General features: G+C 39.5%; 18 protein-coding genes. 12 read left to right on the forward strand and 6 right to left on the reverse strand.

The annotated features are described in order from the left end of the window. Positions 1-6: 6 nt before the first annotated feature. The 5 genes from DWW10_RS10835 to DWW10_RS10855 all read right to left on the reverse strand — a co-directional run bounded on the left by DWW10_RS10835 (position 7) and on the right by DWW10_RS10855 (position 6770). Complete coding sequence (locus tag DWW10_RS10835) at positions 7-483, reverse strand: thioredoxin family protein (RefSeq protein WP_022392615.1); 477 nt, start codon at positions 481-483, stop codon at positions 7-9. 11 nt (positions 484-494) lie between these two features. Then, positions 495-791 (reverse strand): thioredoxin, encoded by a 297-nt coding sequence (trxA, locus tag DWW10_RS10840; RefSeq protein ID WP_022392614.1) that lies wholly within the window; start codon positions 789-791, stop codon positions 495-497. Positions 792-1066: 275 nt separating this feature from the next. Further along, the gene (locus DWW10_RS10845; protein ID WP_022392613.1) at positions 1067-3229 is read right to left on the reverse strand and encodes a S46 family peptidase; all 2163 of its coding nucleotides are present in this window, start codon (positions 3227-3229) and stop codon (positions 1067-1069) included. Between the two features lie 141 nt (positions 3230-3370). Then, positions 3371-5530: a S46 family peptidase gene (locus tag DWW10_RS10850; protein ID WP_022392612.1), complete on the reverse strand. Its 2160-nt coding sequence runs from the start codon at positions 5528-5530 to the stop codon at positions 3371-3373. Positions 5531-5543: 13 nt separating this feature from the next. Further along, on the reverse strand, positions 5544-6770 hold the full coding sequence (locus tag DWW10_RS10855; RefSeq protein ID WP_022392611.1) for an anaerobic sulfatase-maturation protein: 1227 nt from the start codon (positions 6768-6770) through the stop codon (positions 5544-5546). Positions 6771-6982: 212 nt separating this feature from the next. Here DWW10_RS10855 and DWW10_RS10860 point away from each other — a divergent pair, with 212 nt between their 5' ends. Then, the gene (locus DWW10_RS10860; protein WP_022392610.1) at positions 6983-7726 is read left to right on the forward strand and encodes a DUF4369 domain-containing protein; all 744 of its coding nucleotides are present in this window, start codon (positions 6983-6985) and stop codon (positions 7724-7726) included. A 94-nt stretch (positions 7727-7820) separates the two neighbouring features. Here DWW10_RS10860 and DWW10_RS10865 read toward each other — a convergent pair whose 3' ends face one another. Further along, positions 7821-8573, reverse strand: a complete 753-nt coding sequence (locus DWW10_RS10865; protein WP_022392609.1) for a lysophospholipid acyltransferase family protein — start codon at positions 8571-8573, stop codon at positions 7821-7823. Positions 8574-9195: 622 nt separating this feature from the next. On the opposite strand from DWW10_RS10865, the gene DWW10_RS10870 reads away from it, so the two are divergent. The 11 genes from DWW10_RS10870 to lepB all read left to right on the forward strand — a co-directional run bounded on the left by DWW10_RS10870 (position 9196) and on the right by lepB (position 19365). Then, a complete protein-coding gene (locus DWW10_RS10870; protein ID WP_022392608.1) occupies positions 9196-10341 on the forward strand; it encodes a DUF4221 family protein in 1146 nt (381 codons plus the stop codon). Between the two features lie 18 nt (positions 10342-10359). After that, the gene (locus DWW10_RS26255) at positions 10360-10512 is read left to right on the forward strand and encodes a hypothetical protein (RefSeq protein ID WP_022392607.1); all 153 of its coding nucleotides are present in this window, start codon (positions 10360-10362) and stop codon (positions 10510-10512) included. Positions 10513-11485: 973 nt separating this feature from the next. Further along, positions 11486-12607, forward strand: coding sequence for a helix-turn-helix domain-containing protein (locus DWW10_RS10880; protein WP_118421414.1), 1122 nt, complete (start codon positions 11486-11488; stop codon positions 12605-12607). Positions 12608-12758: 151 nt separating this feature from the next. Further along, complete coding sequence (locus DWW10_RS10885) at positions 12759-12998, forward strand: NVEALA domain-containing protein (RefSeq protein ID WP_022392605.1); 240 nt, start codon at positions 12759-12761, stop codon at positions 12996-12998. Then, positions 12973-14043 carry a BF3164 family lipoprotein gene (locus tag DWW10_RS10890; RefSeq protein WP_022392604.1) on the forward strand — a complete coding sequence of 357 codons (1071 nt, stop codon included), beginning with the start codon at positions 12973-12975 and terminating at the stop codon, positions 14041-14043. The genes DWW10_RS10885 and DWW10_RS10890 overlap by 26 nt, the downstream gene beginning before the upstream one ends. A 182-nt stretch (positions 14044-14225) precedes the next feature. Continuing rightward, complete coding sequence (locus DWW10_RS25895; RefSeq protein WP_147350470.1) at positions 14226-14474, forward strand: hypothetical protein; 249 nt, start codon at positions 14226-14228, stop codon at positions 14472-14474. 272 nt (positions 14475-14746) lie between these two features. Further along, positions 14747-15907 (forward strand): DUF4221 family protein, encoded by a 1161-nt coding sequence (locus tag DWW10_RS10895; RefSeq protein ID WP_022392602.1) that lies wholly within the window; start codon positions 14747-14749, stop codon positions 15905-15907. Then, the gene (locus DWW10_RS10900) at positions 15897-16343 is read left to right on the forward strand and encodes a hypothetical protein (RefSeq protein WP_118487048.1); all 447 of its coding nucleotides are present in this window, start codon (positions 15897-15899) and stop codon (positions 16341-16343) included. The genes DWW10_RS10895 and DWW10_RS10900 overlap by 11 nt, the downstream gene beginning before the upstream one ends. Positions 16344-16421: 78 nt before the next feature. Then, positions 16422-17459, forward strand: a complete 1038-nt coding sequence (locus DWW10_RS10905; protein ID WP_022392600.1) for a hypothetical protein — start codon at positions 16422-16424, stop codon at positions 17457-17459. An 82-nt stretch (positions 17460-17541) separates the two neighbouring features. Beyond that, a complete protein-coding gene (locus DWW10_RS10910) occupies positions 17542-18420 on the forward strand; it encodes a DUF1573 domain-containing protein (RefSeq protein WP_022392599.1) in 879 nt (292 codons plus the stop codon). Between the two features lie 36 nt (positions 18421-18456). Then, complete coding sequence (gene lepB, locus DWW10_RS10915) at positions 18457-19365, forward strand: signal peptidase I (protein WP_022392598.1); 909 nt, start codon at positions 18457-18459, stop codon at positions 19363-19365. Positions 19366-19451: the final 86 nt, after the last annotated feature.

The raw sequence follows: 19451 nt of genomic DNA on the forward strand, positions 1-19451 counted from the left end.
CTTTTACTATTTCTTTTTCAACAAAAAATCTTCAATGGCTTTCTGATAGGTAGCTTTATCTGCTGCACCACGGAAAAGCTGCGGTTCTCCTTCCATCGGAATGAAGACAAAGAGAGGAATGCTGCTTGCATTGAATAATGCGGCAAGTTCGCGTTCCTTATCTACATTTACCTTGTAAATCACGATCTTGCCGGCGTATTCTTTTGCCAGTTCCTTCATGATCGGTGCTGTCATACGACAGGGACCACACCAGTCGGCATACAAGTCAATGATGGCAGGTTTATCACCTTTATATTTCCAATCCTGGGATTTCCCATAGTCAAATACATCCTTAATGAACATATCTTTGTTCATTACGATGACCTCCCCGCTTTTAGCTTCCTTTTTTTCCGGTTCTTTTTGCTGTGCCTGAGCCTTGTCTGTACAGGCATACGTCAGTACACTTGCAAATAGCAGAACGGCAACTGTTAAGATTTTCTTCATGTTTTTGTTTCTTATGAATTTTGTTCGATGAGAGTTTTCAGTTCGCTGCCTTTGATTACTCCGGAATGGCGCCAAACAGCTTCCCCTTTCTTGAATATAATAAAAGTAGGTACTGCCTGTATGCGATACTTGGCAGCCAGTTCTTCGTGCTGGTCAACATCAATTTTTACGATGCGGGCAGCTTCACCAATTTGACCTTTCAACTCTTCCAATACAGGATGCATAGCCTTACATGGACCACACCAGGTAGCAAAGAAATCTACTAAAACGGGTTTTTCTGACTGTATAAGTTCTTCAAATTTTTCCATAATCTTTTCCTTTCTGTTATTACTACAAGTTTTTTTATTACTACAAAATTAGTGTTATTGTCTGTAGTTAGAAACAGTTTCGGGTATGTATTGTTCACGCCCTTTTATCCTTTATGGCCGTTTAGGGCATATTTTGGCTATTTTTTAGATTCGTTGTCAGAATGAAACATTTTCCAATGGAAATGATTTCCTGAAAAGAAACACTCCTACAGATATTGTACAGATATCTGTAGGAGTGAATTATTGAGGGTCCGAATACATAGACGGACTTTCTCTTATTCCGCAATCGTCAATTCCTTGATGATGTGTGAAGCTCCGGCATACTTCTCTATGATGAATAAAGTATAGCGGATATCTACACAGGCGGCACGTTGTGATGAAGGACGGAAGGCGATATCTCCTGTGAGACCTTCATAATTACGGTCGAAACCTGTACCGATAAGTTCACCTTTGGCATTGAATACCGGACTGCCGGAGTTACCACCGGTGTTATCCGTGTTCACGATGAAACAGATAGGCATTTCACCGTTCGGCATGGCATAGCGACCGAAGTCTTTTGCCTGATACAACTGTTTCAGTTTTGCAGGAATCACGAATTCCCAGTTATTGGGATCTTCCTTTTCCATGGCACCTTTGAGGGTGGTGTAATAGCCATATTCCACTCCGTCCGCAGGTTCATACGGTAACACTTGTCCGTAAGTGAGGCGCAGGGTAGAGTTGGCGTCCGGATAGATCGGAGTGCCTGCACTGCGCTTCATATCCATCATTCCCTTTACCCAAACTTTATGTGCGGCATTATAGTTCTTGTTGGCCTCTGCCATGGCGATGGCGGTCTGCAACAAGCCATCGGTAATGGAATGCTTGAACAACACCATCCAATCGAAACCCAGTTTATAAGAGCCCGGCTTGCGGATAAACTTCTCGAAGTTCTCTTTATTTCCAAAAATAGAGTAGTCGAAACAAGCGTCCACAAAAGCATCACTATTCCCCTTGAAACGTTTGTCGATCACTTCAAAGATACTGATACGTTGTTCTGCGGGGATATATTGCATGTAAGTCTGCAGCATTTTCTTGGCAACAATGCGTTCCACTTCGGGGAAAGGCACGGAGGCAAAATACTTGTCTGCGGCAATCTTCAAGCTATCTGCGGCAGTTTTAATCTGCGCTTTGTCCTTGCTCTTCAAGGCAGCCAGCATGGCAGAAGTGTTAGGAATGCGCATGAAGTCCAATCCCGTTACCAATGCTTCCTGAATGGCTTGCTGGTGATAAAGGGCGGGGCGGCGATGCTCAACGATACTGCGTATCTGGTCGAATGCTTTCTGATAAGAGTCGTCACCCTGTTCGCGTCCGCGGGCGAGGAGTTGTTCCTGTTGAGCACGTTTAGTATCAAGCACTTTCAGGCGGACAAGCCCTTCGTTCATACCGATGGCATTCTTCCAATAGTTGGCAGATGAAGCATACTTGCTGGCGTAGTGGATACGTACGGCGGGGTCTTTCTGCATCTGTTCCATTAATGCTTCCTGGCGTACACCGCGTACATGATGGCGCATGAAATTCGTAGTTTCCATACGTTCTTCCACTTCGTTGGAGATCATATAACGCCAGTTGCGTCCGGGGAATCCCATAACGAACGTGAAGTCACCTTCCTTGTAGCCGGCAAGGCTGATCGTAAGGTGTTTCTTTACCTTCAAGGGTACATTATCTTTGGAGTATTCCGCAGGTTTTCCATCCTTGTCGGCATAAATGCGGAACAGGGAGAAGTCACCTGTATGGCGCGGCCACATCCAGTTGTCGGTATCTGCACCAAACTTACCTATGGAAGAAGGAGGTGCACCTACCATGCGGATATCACTATACGTAGTCTTGATGAACAGATAGTAACGGTTTCCGCCATAGAAAGCTTTCAGCTCCAGTTTGCGTCCCGGAGTCAGGGCAATGCCTTGTTCGGAAGAAAAACGTTCGGCCACTTCTTTCAGGTACTTGGGAGAGAGATAATTGGTACCATTCGGGTCCGGATCTATCTTCAACTGTTCGTTGACGTAATCAGTCACATCCAGTATCTCATCAATATAAGTGATGGTAAGTCCCTTGCAGGGAAGTTCTTCTTCACGGCTCATGGCCCAGAAACCATCCGTCAGATAGTCGTGTTCCACCGTGCTGTGCTGTTGGATAGAACCATAGCCACAGTGGTGGTTGGTCAATACCAACCCTTCGGCAGAGATGACTTCACCTGTACACCCTCCACCGAAGTGGATCACTGCGTCTTTCAGTGCGATGCCGTCGGGGTTATAAATCTGGTTAGCCGGGATTAGTAATCCCAGTTCTGTCATAGCCACTTCGTTCTGCTTTTGCAGGTCAGTCAGCATCCACATACCTTCGTCGGCGTGTGCGGAGAGCACTGTGAATGTCAGGAATAATGATAATATATTTTTTTTCATATAAAGGAGCGTTAGAGATAATTCAGAAAGGGGGGGAGAATCACTATACGACTGAATAGGATTAAGTATACGACTGAACCCTATTCAGTCGTATACTCATCTATGTTCAGTTGTAGAGGCATCTTTCCACAGGGTGGTTGATTACTCTACAATGTTCATTTCCTTTATCAGATGCTCGCATCCTCCCAGTTTTTCGAGGATGAACAGTACATAACGGATATCCAGATTGATACAACGTTGCAAGTTGTTATCGAAATTGATGTCACCACTCAGAGACTCCCAGTTACCGTCGAAAGCACATCCGATCAATTCACCGTTTGCATTCAGTACCGGGCTACCGGAGTTACCACCGGTAATATCGTTCGTGCTCAGGAAGCAAACCGGCATATCACCGTTCGGCAACGCATAGCGTCCGAAGTCTTTCTTCTGAATCAGTTCCTTCAATTTGGCAGGAACTACGAACTCACGGTCTTCGGGGTTTTCTTTTTCCAGAATACCGTCTGTAGTGGTATAGTATTTGTAGTGTACGGCATCACGCGGATTGTAAGATTTTACATTACCGTAGGTCAGACGGATGGTGAAGTTGGCATCCGGATAAGATGGAACAGGCTCTTTCATTTCGCCCAGACCACGGATATATGCTTTGTGCAGCAAGGCCAGTTCTTTGGAAGTGCTGTTCAAATCTTTTGCCAGTGCCATCAACTTTTCAATCTTGGCACGTGAATATTGGGTTGCAATATCCTTCTCGATAGCTTTTACCGTAGGCTTCTTTAAGAACTTATCGAAGTTAGCCTGATTGGCCAGGATAGAGTTGTCATACATAGCATCGATGTAAGCATTGTAATCACCTTTGAATTCCTTTTCGATAGTCTGATAGAAAGCCGGACGCTGTTCTGCCGGAATGATTTCGGCATATACCGGGAAGATAGCTTTAGCTACTTTACGGTCTACTTCATGGTCATAGTCTTTGTTATGGATATCAGCAAAAACTTCTTTCAACTGCTCTATGGATTTGTTGATAAGAGAGTCATTCTTCTCTTCCAGACCTTTTTTCAGATTGTCCATAACCATGTACGGGCTACCGAATTCAATGGCACCGCTGAATGCTTCTGTCAGGTAGTAATACTGACCGGTCACCGGCATTGTCTGGCTCACAATCGCATCGATTTTTTCTACTACACCTTCGTATTCCGGCTTGCCTTTGGCGAACTCAGCGAATTTCTTCTCCTGTTCTGCTTTCGTACCCAGCACATCATTATCAATGATAGCCTTATTCATACCGATAGAGTTCTTCCAGTAGTTGCTGCTGCCGGCATACTTGTTGGCATACTGAATACGAGTTTTGTCGCTGGCGGCCATCACTTCTTTCAGTACGGCAAGACGTGCGCCACGAATGGTGATGCGTGGCTGGTTCTGTGCCTCCATACGTTCTTTTACTTCCGATACGGTGAGGTAGCGGCTTGTACTTCCGGGGAATCCCATGATCATGGCATAGTCACCTTCTTCCAGTCCTTTGATGGAGATGGGCAGGTATTTCGGAGTTTTCAGGGGCACGTTTGATGCTGAATATTCTGCGGGATCACCATTAGCGTCAGCATAAATGCGGAACATGGAGAAGTCTCCCGTGTGGCGTGGCCACATCCAGTTGTCCGTCTCTCCACCGAATTTACCGATAGAGGAGGGGGGAGCAGCTACCATGCGTACGTCTGTGTATACTTTCTTGTAGAACAGGTAGTATTTGTTACCGGCATAGAATGGCAATGCTTGTACTTCGATGCCCTTCTTGTCCTTCAGATCGCTTTTTTCGAATAATTCCTTAGCCAGTTTGTTGAGGAACGGGCGAGTCATTGCATTCACTTCCGTCACTTCGCCGGCAGCGATTTTCTGGTTTACGATGTCCGTGATATCTTCAATACGGTCCACGAACTGGAACTTCAATCCCGGAGTAGGCAATTCCTCGCTACGGTTTTTAGCCCAGAAACCATCTGTCAGATAGTCGTGTTCCACACTACTGTGTTGTTGGATAGAAGCATAACCACAATGGTGGTTTGTCAGAATCAAGCCTTCCGGTGAAATGATTTCACCCGTACAGCCTCCACCGAAGATGCCTACCGCATCTTTCAGTGAAACTCCGCCCGGATTGTACAAATCATCCGCTTCCAGTTTCAGTCCTTGTTTTTTCATTAACTCAATGGAATTCTGCTGTTTCATCAACTGCAGCAACCACATTCCTTCGTCGGCACGCATTGCAGAGCCGAACGCCAGCGCAGAAAGCGCCACTAAATAGGTTCTAATTTTCATTCTTACTTGATTATTATGAGTTCGATTTTATGAAATCCATTACATTGGCGGGCGGGCGTTGATTCATCAACTCGTTCTTCATGAAGTCCATATACGGAGCCACATGACTGAAGAAGCGATGATACCCCTTGCAGAGATAGTTTAATCCCGGTTCGCTGGTTGCCGTCCGTGCAAAACGGTTCTTGGGGCATTCGCCATTGCAGGCAAACAGCCACTCACATTCACGGCACTGAGTGGGCAACGATTGCTGTTTCATCTGCCCGAAAGCCTGTTGCTTTTCACTGTACATCATTTCCACCAGTGTCTTCTGGTAAATGTTTCCCAGCTTATATTCGGGGAATACAAAATGGTCGCAGGAATATACATCTCCGTTGAATTCCATTACTCCGGCATGTCCACAGGTCTTTGCCATGGTGCATACCCCCGGCTGTTCGCCTATCCAGTTGGCCAGGGTAGAGTCAAACAACTGAATGTAATAGGTGCCTACATCCTTTTTCACCCATTCGTCGAAGAGGGTACAGAGGAAATTGCCCCATTGCTCCGGGTTGACGGAAAAGTCCGCCAGTTCGGCCACCTCTTCACGGTCGGCCAGTGAGGCCAGGTGTCGTCCGTCCTGATGTCCGAATACGCGCTCTACGATGGGGGCAAACTGTATGTAGTGGCAGCCTATTTCCTTGAAGAAGTTGTAAAATTCCAGTGGATAATCGGCATTGTAGTCATTCACTACTGCCATTCCGTTCCATTCTACACCGTGCTTCTTCAATAAATTGATGCCTTGCATCACCTTTACGAAAGAGGGCTTTCCCTGCTTGTTTTTTCGATATTCGTCATGAAACTCCTGCGGCCCGTCGATAGAGACTCCCACCAGCCAGTTGTTTTCACGGAAGAATTCGCACCATTCATCCGTCAGCATGGTTCCGTTGGTCTGTATGCTGTTGTCTATGGTGCGTCCGCGTGCATATTTTTTTTGCAGCTCCATCGCCTTTTTGTAGAAAGACAACGGGCGCATCAGGGTTTCTCCGCCATGCCAGGTAAACATTACCTGCGGCATGGTTTGCGAATTAATATACTCTTCAATAAACTTTTCCAGCAACTCTTCGCTCATTACATGCTTTGGGTTGTTCTGGTATAGTTTGCTCTTTTCCAGGTAGTAACAGTAGTCGCATGCAAGGTTGCATACGGCGCCTACCGGTTTCAGCATGACGTAGAGTGGCTTGGCAAAAGGAGCATAAGTTGACATAGGAGACTATCTTGTTTCAGTAATAGGGTTTACATTTTGTTACTTATCACTGCAAAAATAAGTAAACTAAATGAAATATCCTTTCTTTTCTCCCTCCTTATAAGGATTATTAATGGAAAAAAGAGAGCAAAATTTAAATATTGATAAAAAGTTTCTTTACAGCGCGAATAGGTTGTACCTTTGTATCGTGTTTCATAAAAATCGTTTCCTGCATGATTAGAATGAATGTGAACCGTATTTTGCCCTTAATGCTTTTGCTCGTGCTTTTTGCTTCGTGCAGTCGCAAGTATAAAGTGGAGGGTGTGTCATCGGTGACCAGTCTCGACGGTAAGATGTTATACCTGAAAACGCTCCGCGACGGGCAATGGATAACAATTGATTCTGCCGAAGTGGTACACGGTTTGTTCTCAACGAGTGGCCCGTCAGACTCTGTAATGATGGTGACGCTCTACATGAATGATGAGGCTATCATGCCTCTTGTACTCGAAAACGGTAAAGTTGAAGTCTCCATATCCAACTCTCAACTCACCGCTAAAGGTACGCCGCTAAACAATGCTTTGTATGAATTCATCGAAAAGCGCAATGCGCTTGAGCTGAAGATTGAAGAACTGGAAAAGAAAGAGGCACGTATGGTCCTGGATGGCGCCGCATTGGATGACATCCACGAGCAACTGACTCAGGAGGGAGAGGCCTTGATAAAAGAAATGAATGACTATATAAAGGAGTTTATTTCTGCCAATTATGAGAATGTCCTTGGTCCCAGTGTATTCATGATGATGTGCAGCACGCTGCCTTATCCCATCATGACCCCACAGATAGAGGATATCATCCGTACGGCTCCCCAGTCTTTCAAGAGTACTCCTTTGGTGAGGGAATTCCTCGATAAAGCCAAAGAGAATATGAAATTAATAGAGGAACATCGACGCATGGAGGAGAGCGGAAAAATTAATAATTAGAAATTAAAAATTAAAGGCATGTTATCATGCTGTTTCACAAACTCATCTTTTGGATTGCAACGTTTTAATTTCTAATTTTCAATTTTTAATTTTATTATTGGTCCTCGTTTTTCACCATTCCCTTGTATTCTTCCGGTAAAGCACTTTCTACGGCGGCGTAGGCTTCGGCCATCGTCGCCTTGATGTTTTCTATACCTTGCCCTTTGGGAGGGATAGGATCATGGATAGTGAGTATCATACGGTATGGGTGTATCCACTTACCCGTGCGGGGGAGGATTTGGAATGATCCGTCGATGGTGACAGGCACCACTTCCAGTTGTAACTCGTCTGCCAATTGAAATGCACCTTTCTTGAAGTATCCCATGTGTCCTGTAAAAGTACGTGCACCTTCCGGGAATACCACCAATGATACGCCATCTTTCAGTGAAGCCTTTGCCTGACGAATGGTTTCCAGTACTTTCTTAGGTCCTGAACGGTCGACAAAGATGTGTCCTGCGCTTTCGCAGGCTTTTCCTACGAAAGGTAATTTCCGCAGACTCTTCTTCATCATCCACTTGAAGTTACGTCCCAGGAATCCGTAGATCAGGAAGATATCGAATGCACCTTGATGATTGGGTACGAATACGTACGACGTATGTTTATGTATCTTTTCCCGGCCGCGCACCTTTACAGGGATCAGCAGGAAAACGCAAATTAGTTGTGACCATATTTTTCCGGGATAATATCCCCAGATGTGTGCACCGCCTATCAGTGAGCCGACAATCGTGACCAAAGCCGTAAGAATAGTCAATACCAGCAGAATTGGCAATGCAAAACATATTTGGTAAATATAATAGAGTATCTTCATAGGTGTTGGATTTTTATTGCTGCAAAGATATGCATTTTGATTTAGATATACTACCCGGCAATGGCACTTTTAGTTTACCCCGATAATACTCCTTCTGACAGGGCTACACCCTTTGACCCGGATGGTGTAGCCATCTGCCCCAAATGGTGTAGCCATCCGGGGTAAAGGGTGTAGCCCTTTTTAATACCCTCTAAAAGGGTCTCCTGATGGGGTGATGCGGATGTTCAGGCAACGTTTGATTGTGAACTTCTGATTTGTGAAAAACGAAAAAGGGAACAGTTATTCTTCCCTTGTATATCATATATCTTTTGTAAGTATAAGCTTTATGTAAAGTAAAAAGGGAGCGGTAGTTTCTATATTATTAATTGTAGAATTAATAAATCATTAATTTCTTCTTAAAAATAATGTATTAGAGGCGTAATAAAAAAATTATCCTTGTGGTACTCTATAAAATTGATAAAATTTATACGATTTATTTATATATTTTTTATATTTGTCCTTGCGTTTCTAAACACTAAATAAAATATAGAACATTAATCTTGAGAATATTTTAAAGTGGTATTGAAGAATTTCTTGAAATATTTGTTTTGATCTATTCTTGCTAAAATGACATGAGAGTAATATGAAGAATTTGTTATCGCTTTTATTTTTTTGTTTCCTTATTTCGTGTAAGAATGAGAAATCTTCAAATTCATATTCTTATAATTTGGAAGCATCGGGAACTATTAAAAGTTTCACTTTAGACTCTGACGTAAGATATAATGGCTTTTATTTATATACGTTCAGCGATGATAATGGCAAAGAGTATCTGTCTTTTCTTAATTATAGAACCAACCAGATACTCTTTTATGACTTTAAGACAAATGAGTTTCTTTTTAAATTGAACTTGGCTACGGAGGGTCCCAATGGGATAGTTCAACCTACTGGCTTTTATATCGAAGATTTTGATAATATATATGTCTCATCTTATGCCTATTCCGGTTTGATAAAGGTGGATACTACTTGTCGTATTATTCAGAAGGTTCCTTATGGAATAACAAGTAAAGGGTATAAGGTTCTTCCATCTTATAATCCAGCTTCGCATCCTTATATAGCGCCAGTGGTTATTGACGAGAAAATATATATAACTCAGAGTGCTGTAGATCGTTTTCATCCTATAACTGATACTCCGCTCAGTGTGGTAATCGATACCATTCAGAAGAATTGTGAGGGACTTCCTTTGACGTATAGTATTTTGACAGAGAAAGAGTTGCAAGCTAAAGATACCCGATTTAGTCGTATCTTTAATGGAGAGGAATTTATTTATTCTTTTTATGTAAGTGAGGATATTGTCGTTGCATCGGTCGGGCACTCTGATGCGAAGAGGGTTAAAGTGAAAAGTAAATATCTTGATTCTCCAGCGGAAGAACAGGAAGTTTCAGAAAAAGGTCCTCAACTTAATCTTGAAATAGCGCGTTATGGTGATTTGATATATGATCCGTATAGAGACGTTTATTATCGGTTTGCATATCCCAAAACAACTTTGGAAGATAATATTCGTTGGTGGGGAAAATCTGTTTATGGAAGAAAAAAGTTTTCTGTTATTATATTGGATAAAGAGTTCAAAATCATAGGAGAAACATTGTTTCCGGAGTCAATCTATAATTCCTATGTCTTTTTTGTTCATAAAGATGGATTATACATCAGTCGTGATTATCAAATGATATATGGACAGTCAGAAGATTATATGACTTTTGAACTATTCAATCTGGTGAAAGGAAATGTCTAACTTAATGTGTGGGATATTATGAAAAATGGAAAGTTGAAAGGTATGAAATTAGTGTTAGGGCGCAAAATAAATGACTTGTGTTATAATGGAGAGAAAAAACGAATCATTATGAATTTGGATAGTGAATATCAATTTGCTTATCTTGATATTGAAAAATACTTTAATGATTAATATGTGGTTAGTTTGTTAATGAAGTGATATCTTTCTGGTAATGTCATTTTTAATACTACAAACGATGTCATAATGTAAAACAAGTAATGTTGTGATACGAAACATTCTTTGTTTTGTATCACAACATTGCTTGTTGTCACCTCTCCTTTAAGGTAATTGAGGCTTAGAGATTTTATACCTTACTGTATAATGGTCGTTTCTTTTATTGCTGGTTATTTGTTTGCTATATTAAAATAATGTAACAGTGAAAAACTTTATAAAGACTTTGAGACGTCTTGCTGGGGGGCAAGTTAGGGTCAGGGTCACCTATAACCCCACTCGTAGATGAAAATATTCTTTTGATATTAGTATGTTGTTGTTTTACAGCGAGATGGATATTTTCTTGTGTGCTGAATATCGCTTTGTAATCTATTTTGATATATTGGCAATCTGCATAGTTTTGATGATTCTTTATGGGTAAAAAAACGATATTGTGCATCCTTGGTATATGTAAATGTTTTTGGGAAGAATAAGGCTCATTTCATAGATTAGTTTTCTGTTTTATCTGTCTGCCTGTTGAGCGTTTATTTAGTAGGTACTTCTATACGGAATATTTCTTGACATGGGACGCAATCACTCTTTCCATTTGAGTAAGATGCGGGGGTATAGGTGACCCTGACCCCTGAATTGACCTCTTGGTCTCTTCTTTATTGATTTTTAATATATTGATAATCAGTGAGTAATAGCTGTTTTAAACTCCTGTTTATTAAATTAAATGATGTATGTTTTTCAGGGGATATTGGACTGGATTCTTTAGATTTGCTGACTGAAAGAACTTTATTGTTGTAGTCTGAAAGGAGATTCTTTGAGTGCATATAGATTATACCTGCCTATATCAGAAGATGTTTTTAAATGTGAAGCGATTTTACGATATAATTGCTTGATGATGGATTTCTTTTTATGTACTTTTGTGGCATACACATTTATAAATGCCATGAAATACTATAAACAAACATTATACATATTATGCGGATTGTTGTTGACTACTGTAGGCTTACTTGTGTACTTGCTGTACCTAAGCGGGGTGGAAAATCAAGAGAAAGATAAACAGACTGCCGAAATGTTATTGAAAGATGCAGCGGTGGGATGGGCAAGTCAGGAGTTTGATAAACTGGGAATACCATATTCAGCAGAAGGTGGTAATAATGAAGTGAAGAGATCAAAGCGCCGTACTGTAACAGCAGCAGGGGTCTTGATTGTGGAGATTGATTCTGTAAAAGAAGCCAAGAGATTGTTTTCTTCTGATTTATTGGCTTCTATGGTTCATTACTTGTTTAAATCTAGTGATTTGCCTATTGATGAATTGAATGAGCTGTGGCAAGAAAAGTTGAATGCAAGTTTACCTCATTATTATTCTGCTCTTGAATTTATACCTCAAATGCCCAATGCTGAAAAGAGTTCTCGACGAACTATTGTCGGAAATGCTACTTTTTGTTTGCCTGAAAATAAACTTGGAGATTATTATTTGGACCATATGTATTTTCTTGAAGTGAAAGCCTATCTGTCTGTGCCATCTGTATGGTGGTGTGTAGATTGGAAGCGTATGGATATTATTGGGTGTATTGGAGGTTTAATAATGGGAATATGTATCCTGGTATTTCTACTTATATATAATAGGAGTGAAGTTATGGGGGATAAAGTGGAAATTTTGCCATCGGATTTTCTTGTTCATCCTAATGAAGTTTTATCTTCTGATAAAACGGTATTAGAAGATACGGTGGTTTGTAGTTTAGGTAATAGTATATACCGACTACGTGAAATCATTTTTAATGAATTTGAAATGACAATAACTTTTAGGGAGCAAGTGAAGCAGTGCCCTAAACAACCTTATAAGTTATTATCTGCTTTTATTCATGCGGAAGATCACTTTTTATCGAATAGTAGAATAATAGAAATTTGTGGCTGGAATTTGACTGATATTGGTGTAAGTAGTAAAAAAAGGACGGCCATAGCACAACTTAGAAAGTTGCTTGAAAGCAATGAATCATGCGTGAAAATAGTAGCTGTGCAAAACGAAGAATACGGAGAAGGCTTTAAATTATTAATAACAGACTAAATAAATCATTAATATATCCTTAAAAAGAGTGTTACAGGGGCGTGAGAATTTTCTTACGCCCCTGTAGCTTTATATAATTGATATAATTCATGAGAGATATGTGTGTAATCTTTATATTTGCCACCATGGAAATATAAAAAATACATGGTTTATGAAAAACAAAATTAATAAGATTCTGGTAATTGTAGTAGTGATAGCTACTATCACAGGTGGGTATATTCAGAAAAAGCAATCATCGTCGAAAGTTTCTTCCTTATTTTTAGAGAATGTAGAAGCTTTGGCTTATGAAGAGTCCGGTGGACGTTATTGTTTTGGTATTGGAACTGTCGATTGCCCGTTTAATCATACTAAAGTAGATACTTACTATGCTCCGTATAGTTTACTTTATTAGTATCCTCTTTTGCCTTGTTTCCTGTACTTCCGGGTCGACTGTCCCTATAAATAATAGATATGCTGATTTCCCCCAAGTACAGGAACTAAAAGCCAAGACTATAGAATTGGATACAGCCTTGTTCCGCTACCCCTTTCGGGTGCATGCTTGGGACAATAAAGCTGTGGTGCTGGATTTGCATGGAACGGATCATTATTTTCATGCATTCAGTTATCCGGAGTTTCATTATTTGTCTTCTTTTGGAAAAAGAGGAGATGCACCCGAAGAGATGCTTTCAGCGGAAAACTTTCGATGGAGTGAAAAAGGCTTGTGGATATTGGATGCAAATAAGTCGGAACTGACAGAGTTGGGTTTTACTTTATCCAGTGACACGTTGTTTCGTCAGGAAGTAGTGAAGTTAGATAAAGCAATCCTCCGAGCTTTAGATTTTGTAATATATGAGGACTCCACTTTTATCATTCCTGACTATACAGGTGATAACCGTTTCTGTCAGGTCAGTTCAGAGGGAAGGTTGTTACGGAAGTTCGGGGTAATCCCTTCTGCCAACGAAGAAGCTTTGGCAAATTCTCGTCCTGCATTGGCACAGGCTTGGCGTAGTTTTATTGATTACAACCCTCGTAAGGGTGTGTTGGTTGCTGCTACCCAGTTGGGTGAGGTTCTGGAAATCTATAACTTGAAAGACAGTACGCATGTTGTCTGTATCGGTCCGCATGGCGAGCCGGAGTTTCAGGTCGCAGAAGGTTATGGTATACCGACAGGTATTATGGGCTTTGGCGATGTACAAGTGACGGACAATGCTATTTATGCTGTTTTCCAAGGGAAAAGTTTCAAAGATATTATGGAGAGTGCTAAACGGGGAAACAAATTACCGGATGGCGGACAATCTATTTATGTGTTTAGCCTGAGAGGGGAACCGCTTCGGAAATATGTGTTGGACCATTATGTTCATGGCATTTTTGTTGATGAACAGAGAGGTGCTATCATAGCTTTGGATGTGAATATGGATGAACCGATATTGGAATACAGTATTAACTGTATGTTTTAATTGTGAATTGGTATGTTTTTGATTCTGTGCTAAATATAATTTTATCGGTGTATTAATGTCTGTAATCTATTTTGTAGGAAAATGAATATTTTGCGTAAAATGAAGCTATTATTTACTGTAAGATAAACTCTATATCGGAATTGGTCTGAGTAGAGAATGTTTAATTTTAATATTTTATGATTATGAGAAGATTTTTTAAGTTTTTTGTGGTGGTAGTTGTTGTAGCTGTTAGCGCAAGTTTAGGTGTTTCAAAGAATGATGTTCAACATCCTGTTCTTCCATCACCTCTTGTTGAAGTAGAAGCAAGTGCAGCTTGTGAAACAAGTTCTAGTAGTTCGTTGAATTATGGACATTGTGTTTCAGACGTTAACAACAAACAAGAGTATTGTGCATCAGGGAAGGGTACACCTGAGTGTAATGCGACGATTTAATCGTCCGATGAGAACTTTAAAGAAAGTGGTTGACATATATTTTCTTTAAAGTTCTTGTTTGGATGCAGAAACATGTAAGTTACTGAAGATTCTAAACCATTAATTTGTCTTTAGAATTTTTGCTCAGAGTCAGTCATTAGAAAATTAGAATCCTCTTTTAGCATATATTGCCAAAATAAGAATATGTGATATATATTGCAACTGACTTATAAAGGTTTTGTAATGGAGGACTCTAATGGCTGATTTACATTAACGGTTAATTGAATTAGAATATGATAAAGTGTGTAGCATTATGTTTAGGGTTGGGATTGTTGTATTCCTGCTCTTCTGGGAATAAGAAGCAGTTCTTAGTTCCCGATATTAATATTGAAGAAGCCGATGACATTGTTTTCGCATTGGATGATTCTACGGTGCAGAATATGGAATATTTACAATTATTCCAACGTAATGATTCTGACATATTAGCTTTTACAAATGAATATGACAATGCAATAGTCTTTTATGATTATAAGACAAGAAAATATCTAGGACGAACAGAGTTTGCTAAAGAAGGGAATAATGGGATTGGAACTATTTTTTCTTTTTATTATTTAAATCAGGATTCTATATATTTGTATAATTTTACTACTTATTCTTTATTCTTAGCGAATGCAAGAGGTGAGGTTGTGATGAAGAAGGATTTACATACAATCCCTAATTTGTCGAAGGACTCCTTATTTTTCGCTCCACAATTATTTCCGCGAACGAATTCACCATTAAGAAAAATAGGAGATGAACTACTGATCGCAGGCTTTTTCATGAATGAACAGGCTGGTGAAAATTCTGTAAACCGTCCTGTTATGGCGTATTATAATTTATCCCAAAATACTTTGAGATTTTCTGATAGTTATCCTTCCATGTATCATAAAGGAAACTGGGGAGGCGATTTTACTTATCGAAATCCTTTTTATACGTTGTCTCCAAAGAATGAGATCGTATTGGGATTTGCTGCCGACCATAACATCCGGGTACATGGAAAGGATGAAATGGAGTATCATGAATATTATGCAGGGGTAGGTGGAGACTTCGAAATTACTCCAATAGCAAAGGATATTGCGATGAATACAATAGCACGAGAAATTGTTAATCGGCATTATACCAGAACTTTGAGTTATCAGGCTATAGTGTATGATAAATACCGAAAAGTTTATTATAGGTTAGCTCTTCTTCCTGATCCGGATATAGATATTAAAGTTGGACCTATCAGGAAACCTATTGAAATTGTAGTCTTAAATGAGCATTTTGAATTAATAGGAAAAAGCGCTATAAAGAGGGAGCGTTATTGGATAAATCAATGCTTTGTAAGTCCAGATGGATTTCATATTCAAATAGAGGCTGATAATGATGATGAATTACGGTTTAAAACCTTTGTTTTGGGAGATTATGAAAAATAGAAGTTTTGTGTGTTTATTATTTATAATGAGTATAATACTATGCAATTGCTCTGCAGAAGAGAAAGAATATGCGGAAACCGTTGTTACAACTTTGAAAAAGAATGATGTAAATCTTACAGAATATTCTCATGTAGTTGTTATTCCAAATGTAGGATGTGGAGGCTGTATTTCGGAAGCAGAACATTTTTTTCGTGAGAATAAAGCGCAAGATATATTATTTGTCTTTACTAAAATATCTTCAGAGAAAAGTCTGCGATTAAGATTGGGTAATATGATAAATCAAAAAAACGTTCTGATAGATTCAGAATGCATATATGCTTCTCAAAAGGAGGAAATAAACGTATATCCGGTTATTATTGATATAAGAAATGAGAATAAATATACATGGTGTTTTTTGGACCCTGGTGTTAGTTATGAGACAATTTTAACTTATTAATTACATGGAAAGGAGATAAATGCAATATTTGTATGATATAATGTATTCATCTCTCCCATTTATAGTTAAACTACTGCCATGAGAAAAAGTGTCAATTTGATCCTACTGTTTTTATTCGTTTGTTCTTGTTCTAATCGACATAGCAAGAACATTGATGTCCTATCAATGGCATCGGTTGAGTTGAAAACCGAAAGAGTTAATCATTCGGAAATCATAGCAAGAGGAGCTTTTCCGTTTGTTATGGTCGATTCTATGTTTTTCCTGTTTAATGGAGACCCGTCTTCCGGTGCAGTTGTTTTAAGGGAGTCGGATGCATCAGAAATTGCGCAGTTCCTGACGAAAGGAAATGGATTTGGAGAGTGTATAAATGCTGGCTATATGGGGCGCAGCAAAGATACTCTTTTCATCTACGAAGCATCAACTGTGAGGAAGATGACTTATTTGTTTTCCCTTTCAGGTGATAGCCTGAAATATAAATGTATAGAAGATGTTCGTCCCCAAAATGGTTCTGAATTTTGTTATGCTGTGCATCGTTTAGATAACGGTTTATCTGTGGGAGGCCGATTAATAGGTAAAGATCATTTGTTTGTACTGTTAGATGAAAATTTAGATACAATTACTACTTTTGGAAAAATACCTGTCGAATATACAGGCTCTAATATTATAACATTTACAGGTGATTTGCTGGTAGATGGCAATACGGTTTATTATGCAAGTAATAATTTTACTTATATGGCGGCTTATGAAATATCTAACAGAAAACCTATAGTGAAGTTTGAAAAGATGTTCGTTCCTCCCGTTCTTCTGACTTCAGGAGATAGAATATCTTTTAATAAAAACAAACATTTGGATGGTTTTCTTGCTCTAAAATCCTATAAAGATTATCTATTTGCAACTTATTCAGGGAAACCAAAAGCGGAATTAGATTTGAATGGATCTTCTGCCTTAGTTCCTACCACGATATTAGTATTTGATAAATCGGGTAATCCTTTAGTCAAGTTTACAACTCCATATAAAATTAGGAGCATTGCTTTTACAGATGAAAAGATGTATTTATTGGATTTGGATTGCAATATTGAATCCATTAATATGGATGAAGTGCTGAAATATTTATAGGTGAAAAGTGTCTGTCGCATTTGCTTAATATTGAAATTCATTGCTAATAATAAACGCTGAAATTGCGAATCGTTTTAAGATTATGAAAATTTCTTTTAGTGCATACATGGTTATTCTTATTCTATTTAGTTCTTGTCAAAATAGTAATAAGAACGAAATCATTTCATTGGTGAAGGAGTGGGAAGGTAAAGAAATTCTTTTTCCGACTGGTTCTGTCTTTACTATATTGGAAAGGGATACCGTAGAGCATGCCAAAAATGATGTAGACTACAAAATTGTAACTTATGTGGATTCTACGGGCTGTATGAGTTGTAAACTGCAATTGTCACGTTGGAAAGAGTTTATTCTGGAATTGGATACAATTAGTCCCAAGAAAATTCCTTTTCTGTTTTACTTTTATCCGAAGAATAAGTCAGAACTGAATTTTATTGTTTATCGTAATACTTTTAATTATCCTATTTGTATTGATGAAAAAGATTCCTTCAATAAGTTAAACCATTTCCCTGCAAATATGATGTTTCAAACATTTCTATTGGATAGGGATAATAGGGTACTTGCCATCGGCAATCCCATTCATAGCTCTAAAGTGAAAGAACTTTATCTGAAGATCATTCAAGGTGATAAAGTGCAGCCTAACAATAAGAAGAACATCATTCAAACAGAAGTGAGTGTTGATAAAACCACCATGTTTTTGGATCATTTTGATTGGCATAAGGAACAGCATGCAAAGTTTATACTGACGAATACAGGAAAGGAACTTTTGATGATATATGATGTAACGACTTCATGTGGCTGTACTGAAGTGGCTTATTCAAAGGAACCTACGCGTCCGGGCGCTTCTGTATCATTGAATGTCACTTATAAAGCAGAGCATCCCGAACGGTTTGATAAATCCATTACCGTATATTGTAATGCAACATCTTCACCGTTGCAACTGAGGGTAAAGGGAGAAGCTGAATAATCTTTTTGCAAGAACCGGTAAACGAACAGAGTGAAAATGACGAAGAATAAACCCCATAAGAAAAAAAACTTAGGTTGGTACCTGGATCAGGCACTGAACCTGATACTGCTATTTGGGGGATTGGCATTGATTTGGATATTGCTTCAAGTGACCTGTATTGCTACATTCAAGATTCCTTCTGATTCGATGGAGCCTGCCCTACTTGCCGGAGACAATATTCTGGTGAATAAATGCGTGATGGGAGGGCGTCTGTTCAATGTATGGGATGCTTTGGGAGACAAGGAAGTAGACATATACCGTTTACCCGGATTAGGCAAGGTGAAAAGAAATGATGTGTTGGTTTTCAATTTCCCCTACTTGGAACAACGTTGGGACAGTGTCGCATTTAGGGTAATGAAATATTATGTGAAGCGTTGTGTTGCTTTGCCCGGTGATACATTTGAAATAAGTAGGGGGCATTATAAAGTACATGGCTATACCTCAGAATTGGGCAATGTGAAGTCACAGGATGATTTGATGCGGATTATTGAGCGTGGCCGGGAAGTGGACTGTGGAATTGTGATGAGGGGTTATCCTTATAGTGATATTGTGGATTGGGATATAATGAATTTTGGTCCTTTATATCTTCCGGCAAAAGGTGATGTGATAGAGATGACTTCCAAGCATGTTGCCTTGTATCGGAATGTAATAGAATGGGAACAAAAAAAGAAACTTTTGTTACGTGGAGATACGGCTTTGTTGAACGATAGTGTAATACACACATACCGTTTCAAGGAGAATTATTATTTTGTGGCAGGTGATAAGGTGATGAACTCTCAGGATTCCCGCTATTGGGGCTTGTTGCCCGAATCTTTTATTGTAGGGAAGGCTGTCAGGATATGGAAGTCTGTAGATAGAAATACGGATAAAATAAGGTGGAACAGGATATTTAAAAAGATAGAATGATAAAGTAAAGGAGGTGTTATCGAATGAAAAAGTAATATATTTCGGATGAGCAAGTAATATATTTGTTCATTCTGCGGAAGTCCTTT

The sequence above is a fragment of the Bacteroides intestinalis genome (assembly GCF_003464595.1).
GTDB classification, from domain to species: domain Bacteria; phylum Bacteroidota; class Bacteroidia; order Bacteroidales; family Bacteroidaceae; genus Bacteroides; species Bacteroides intestinalis_A.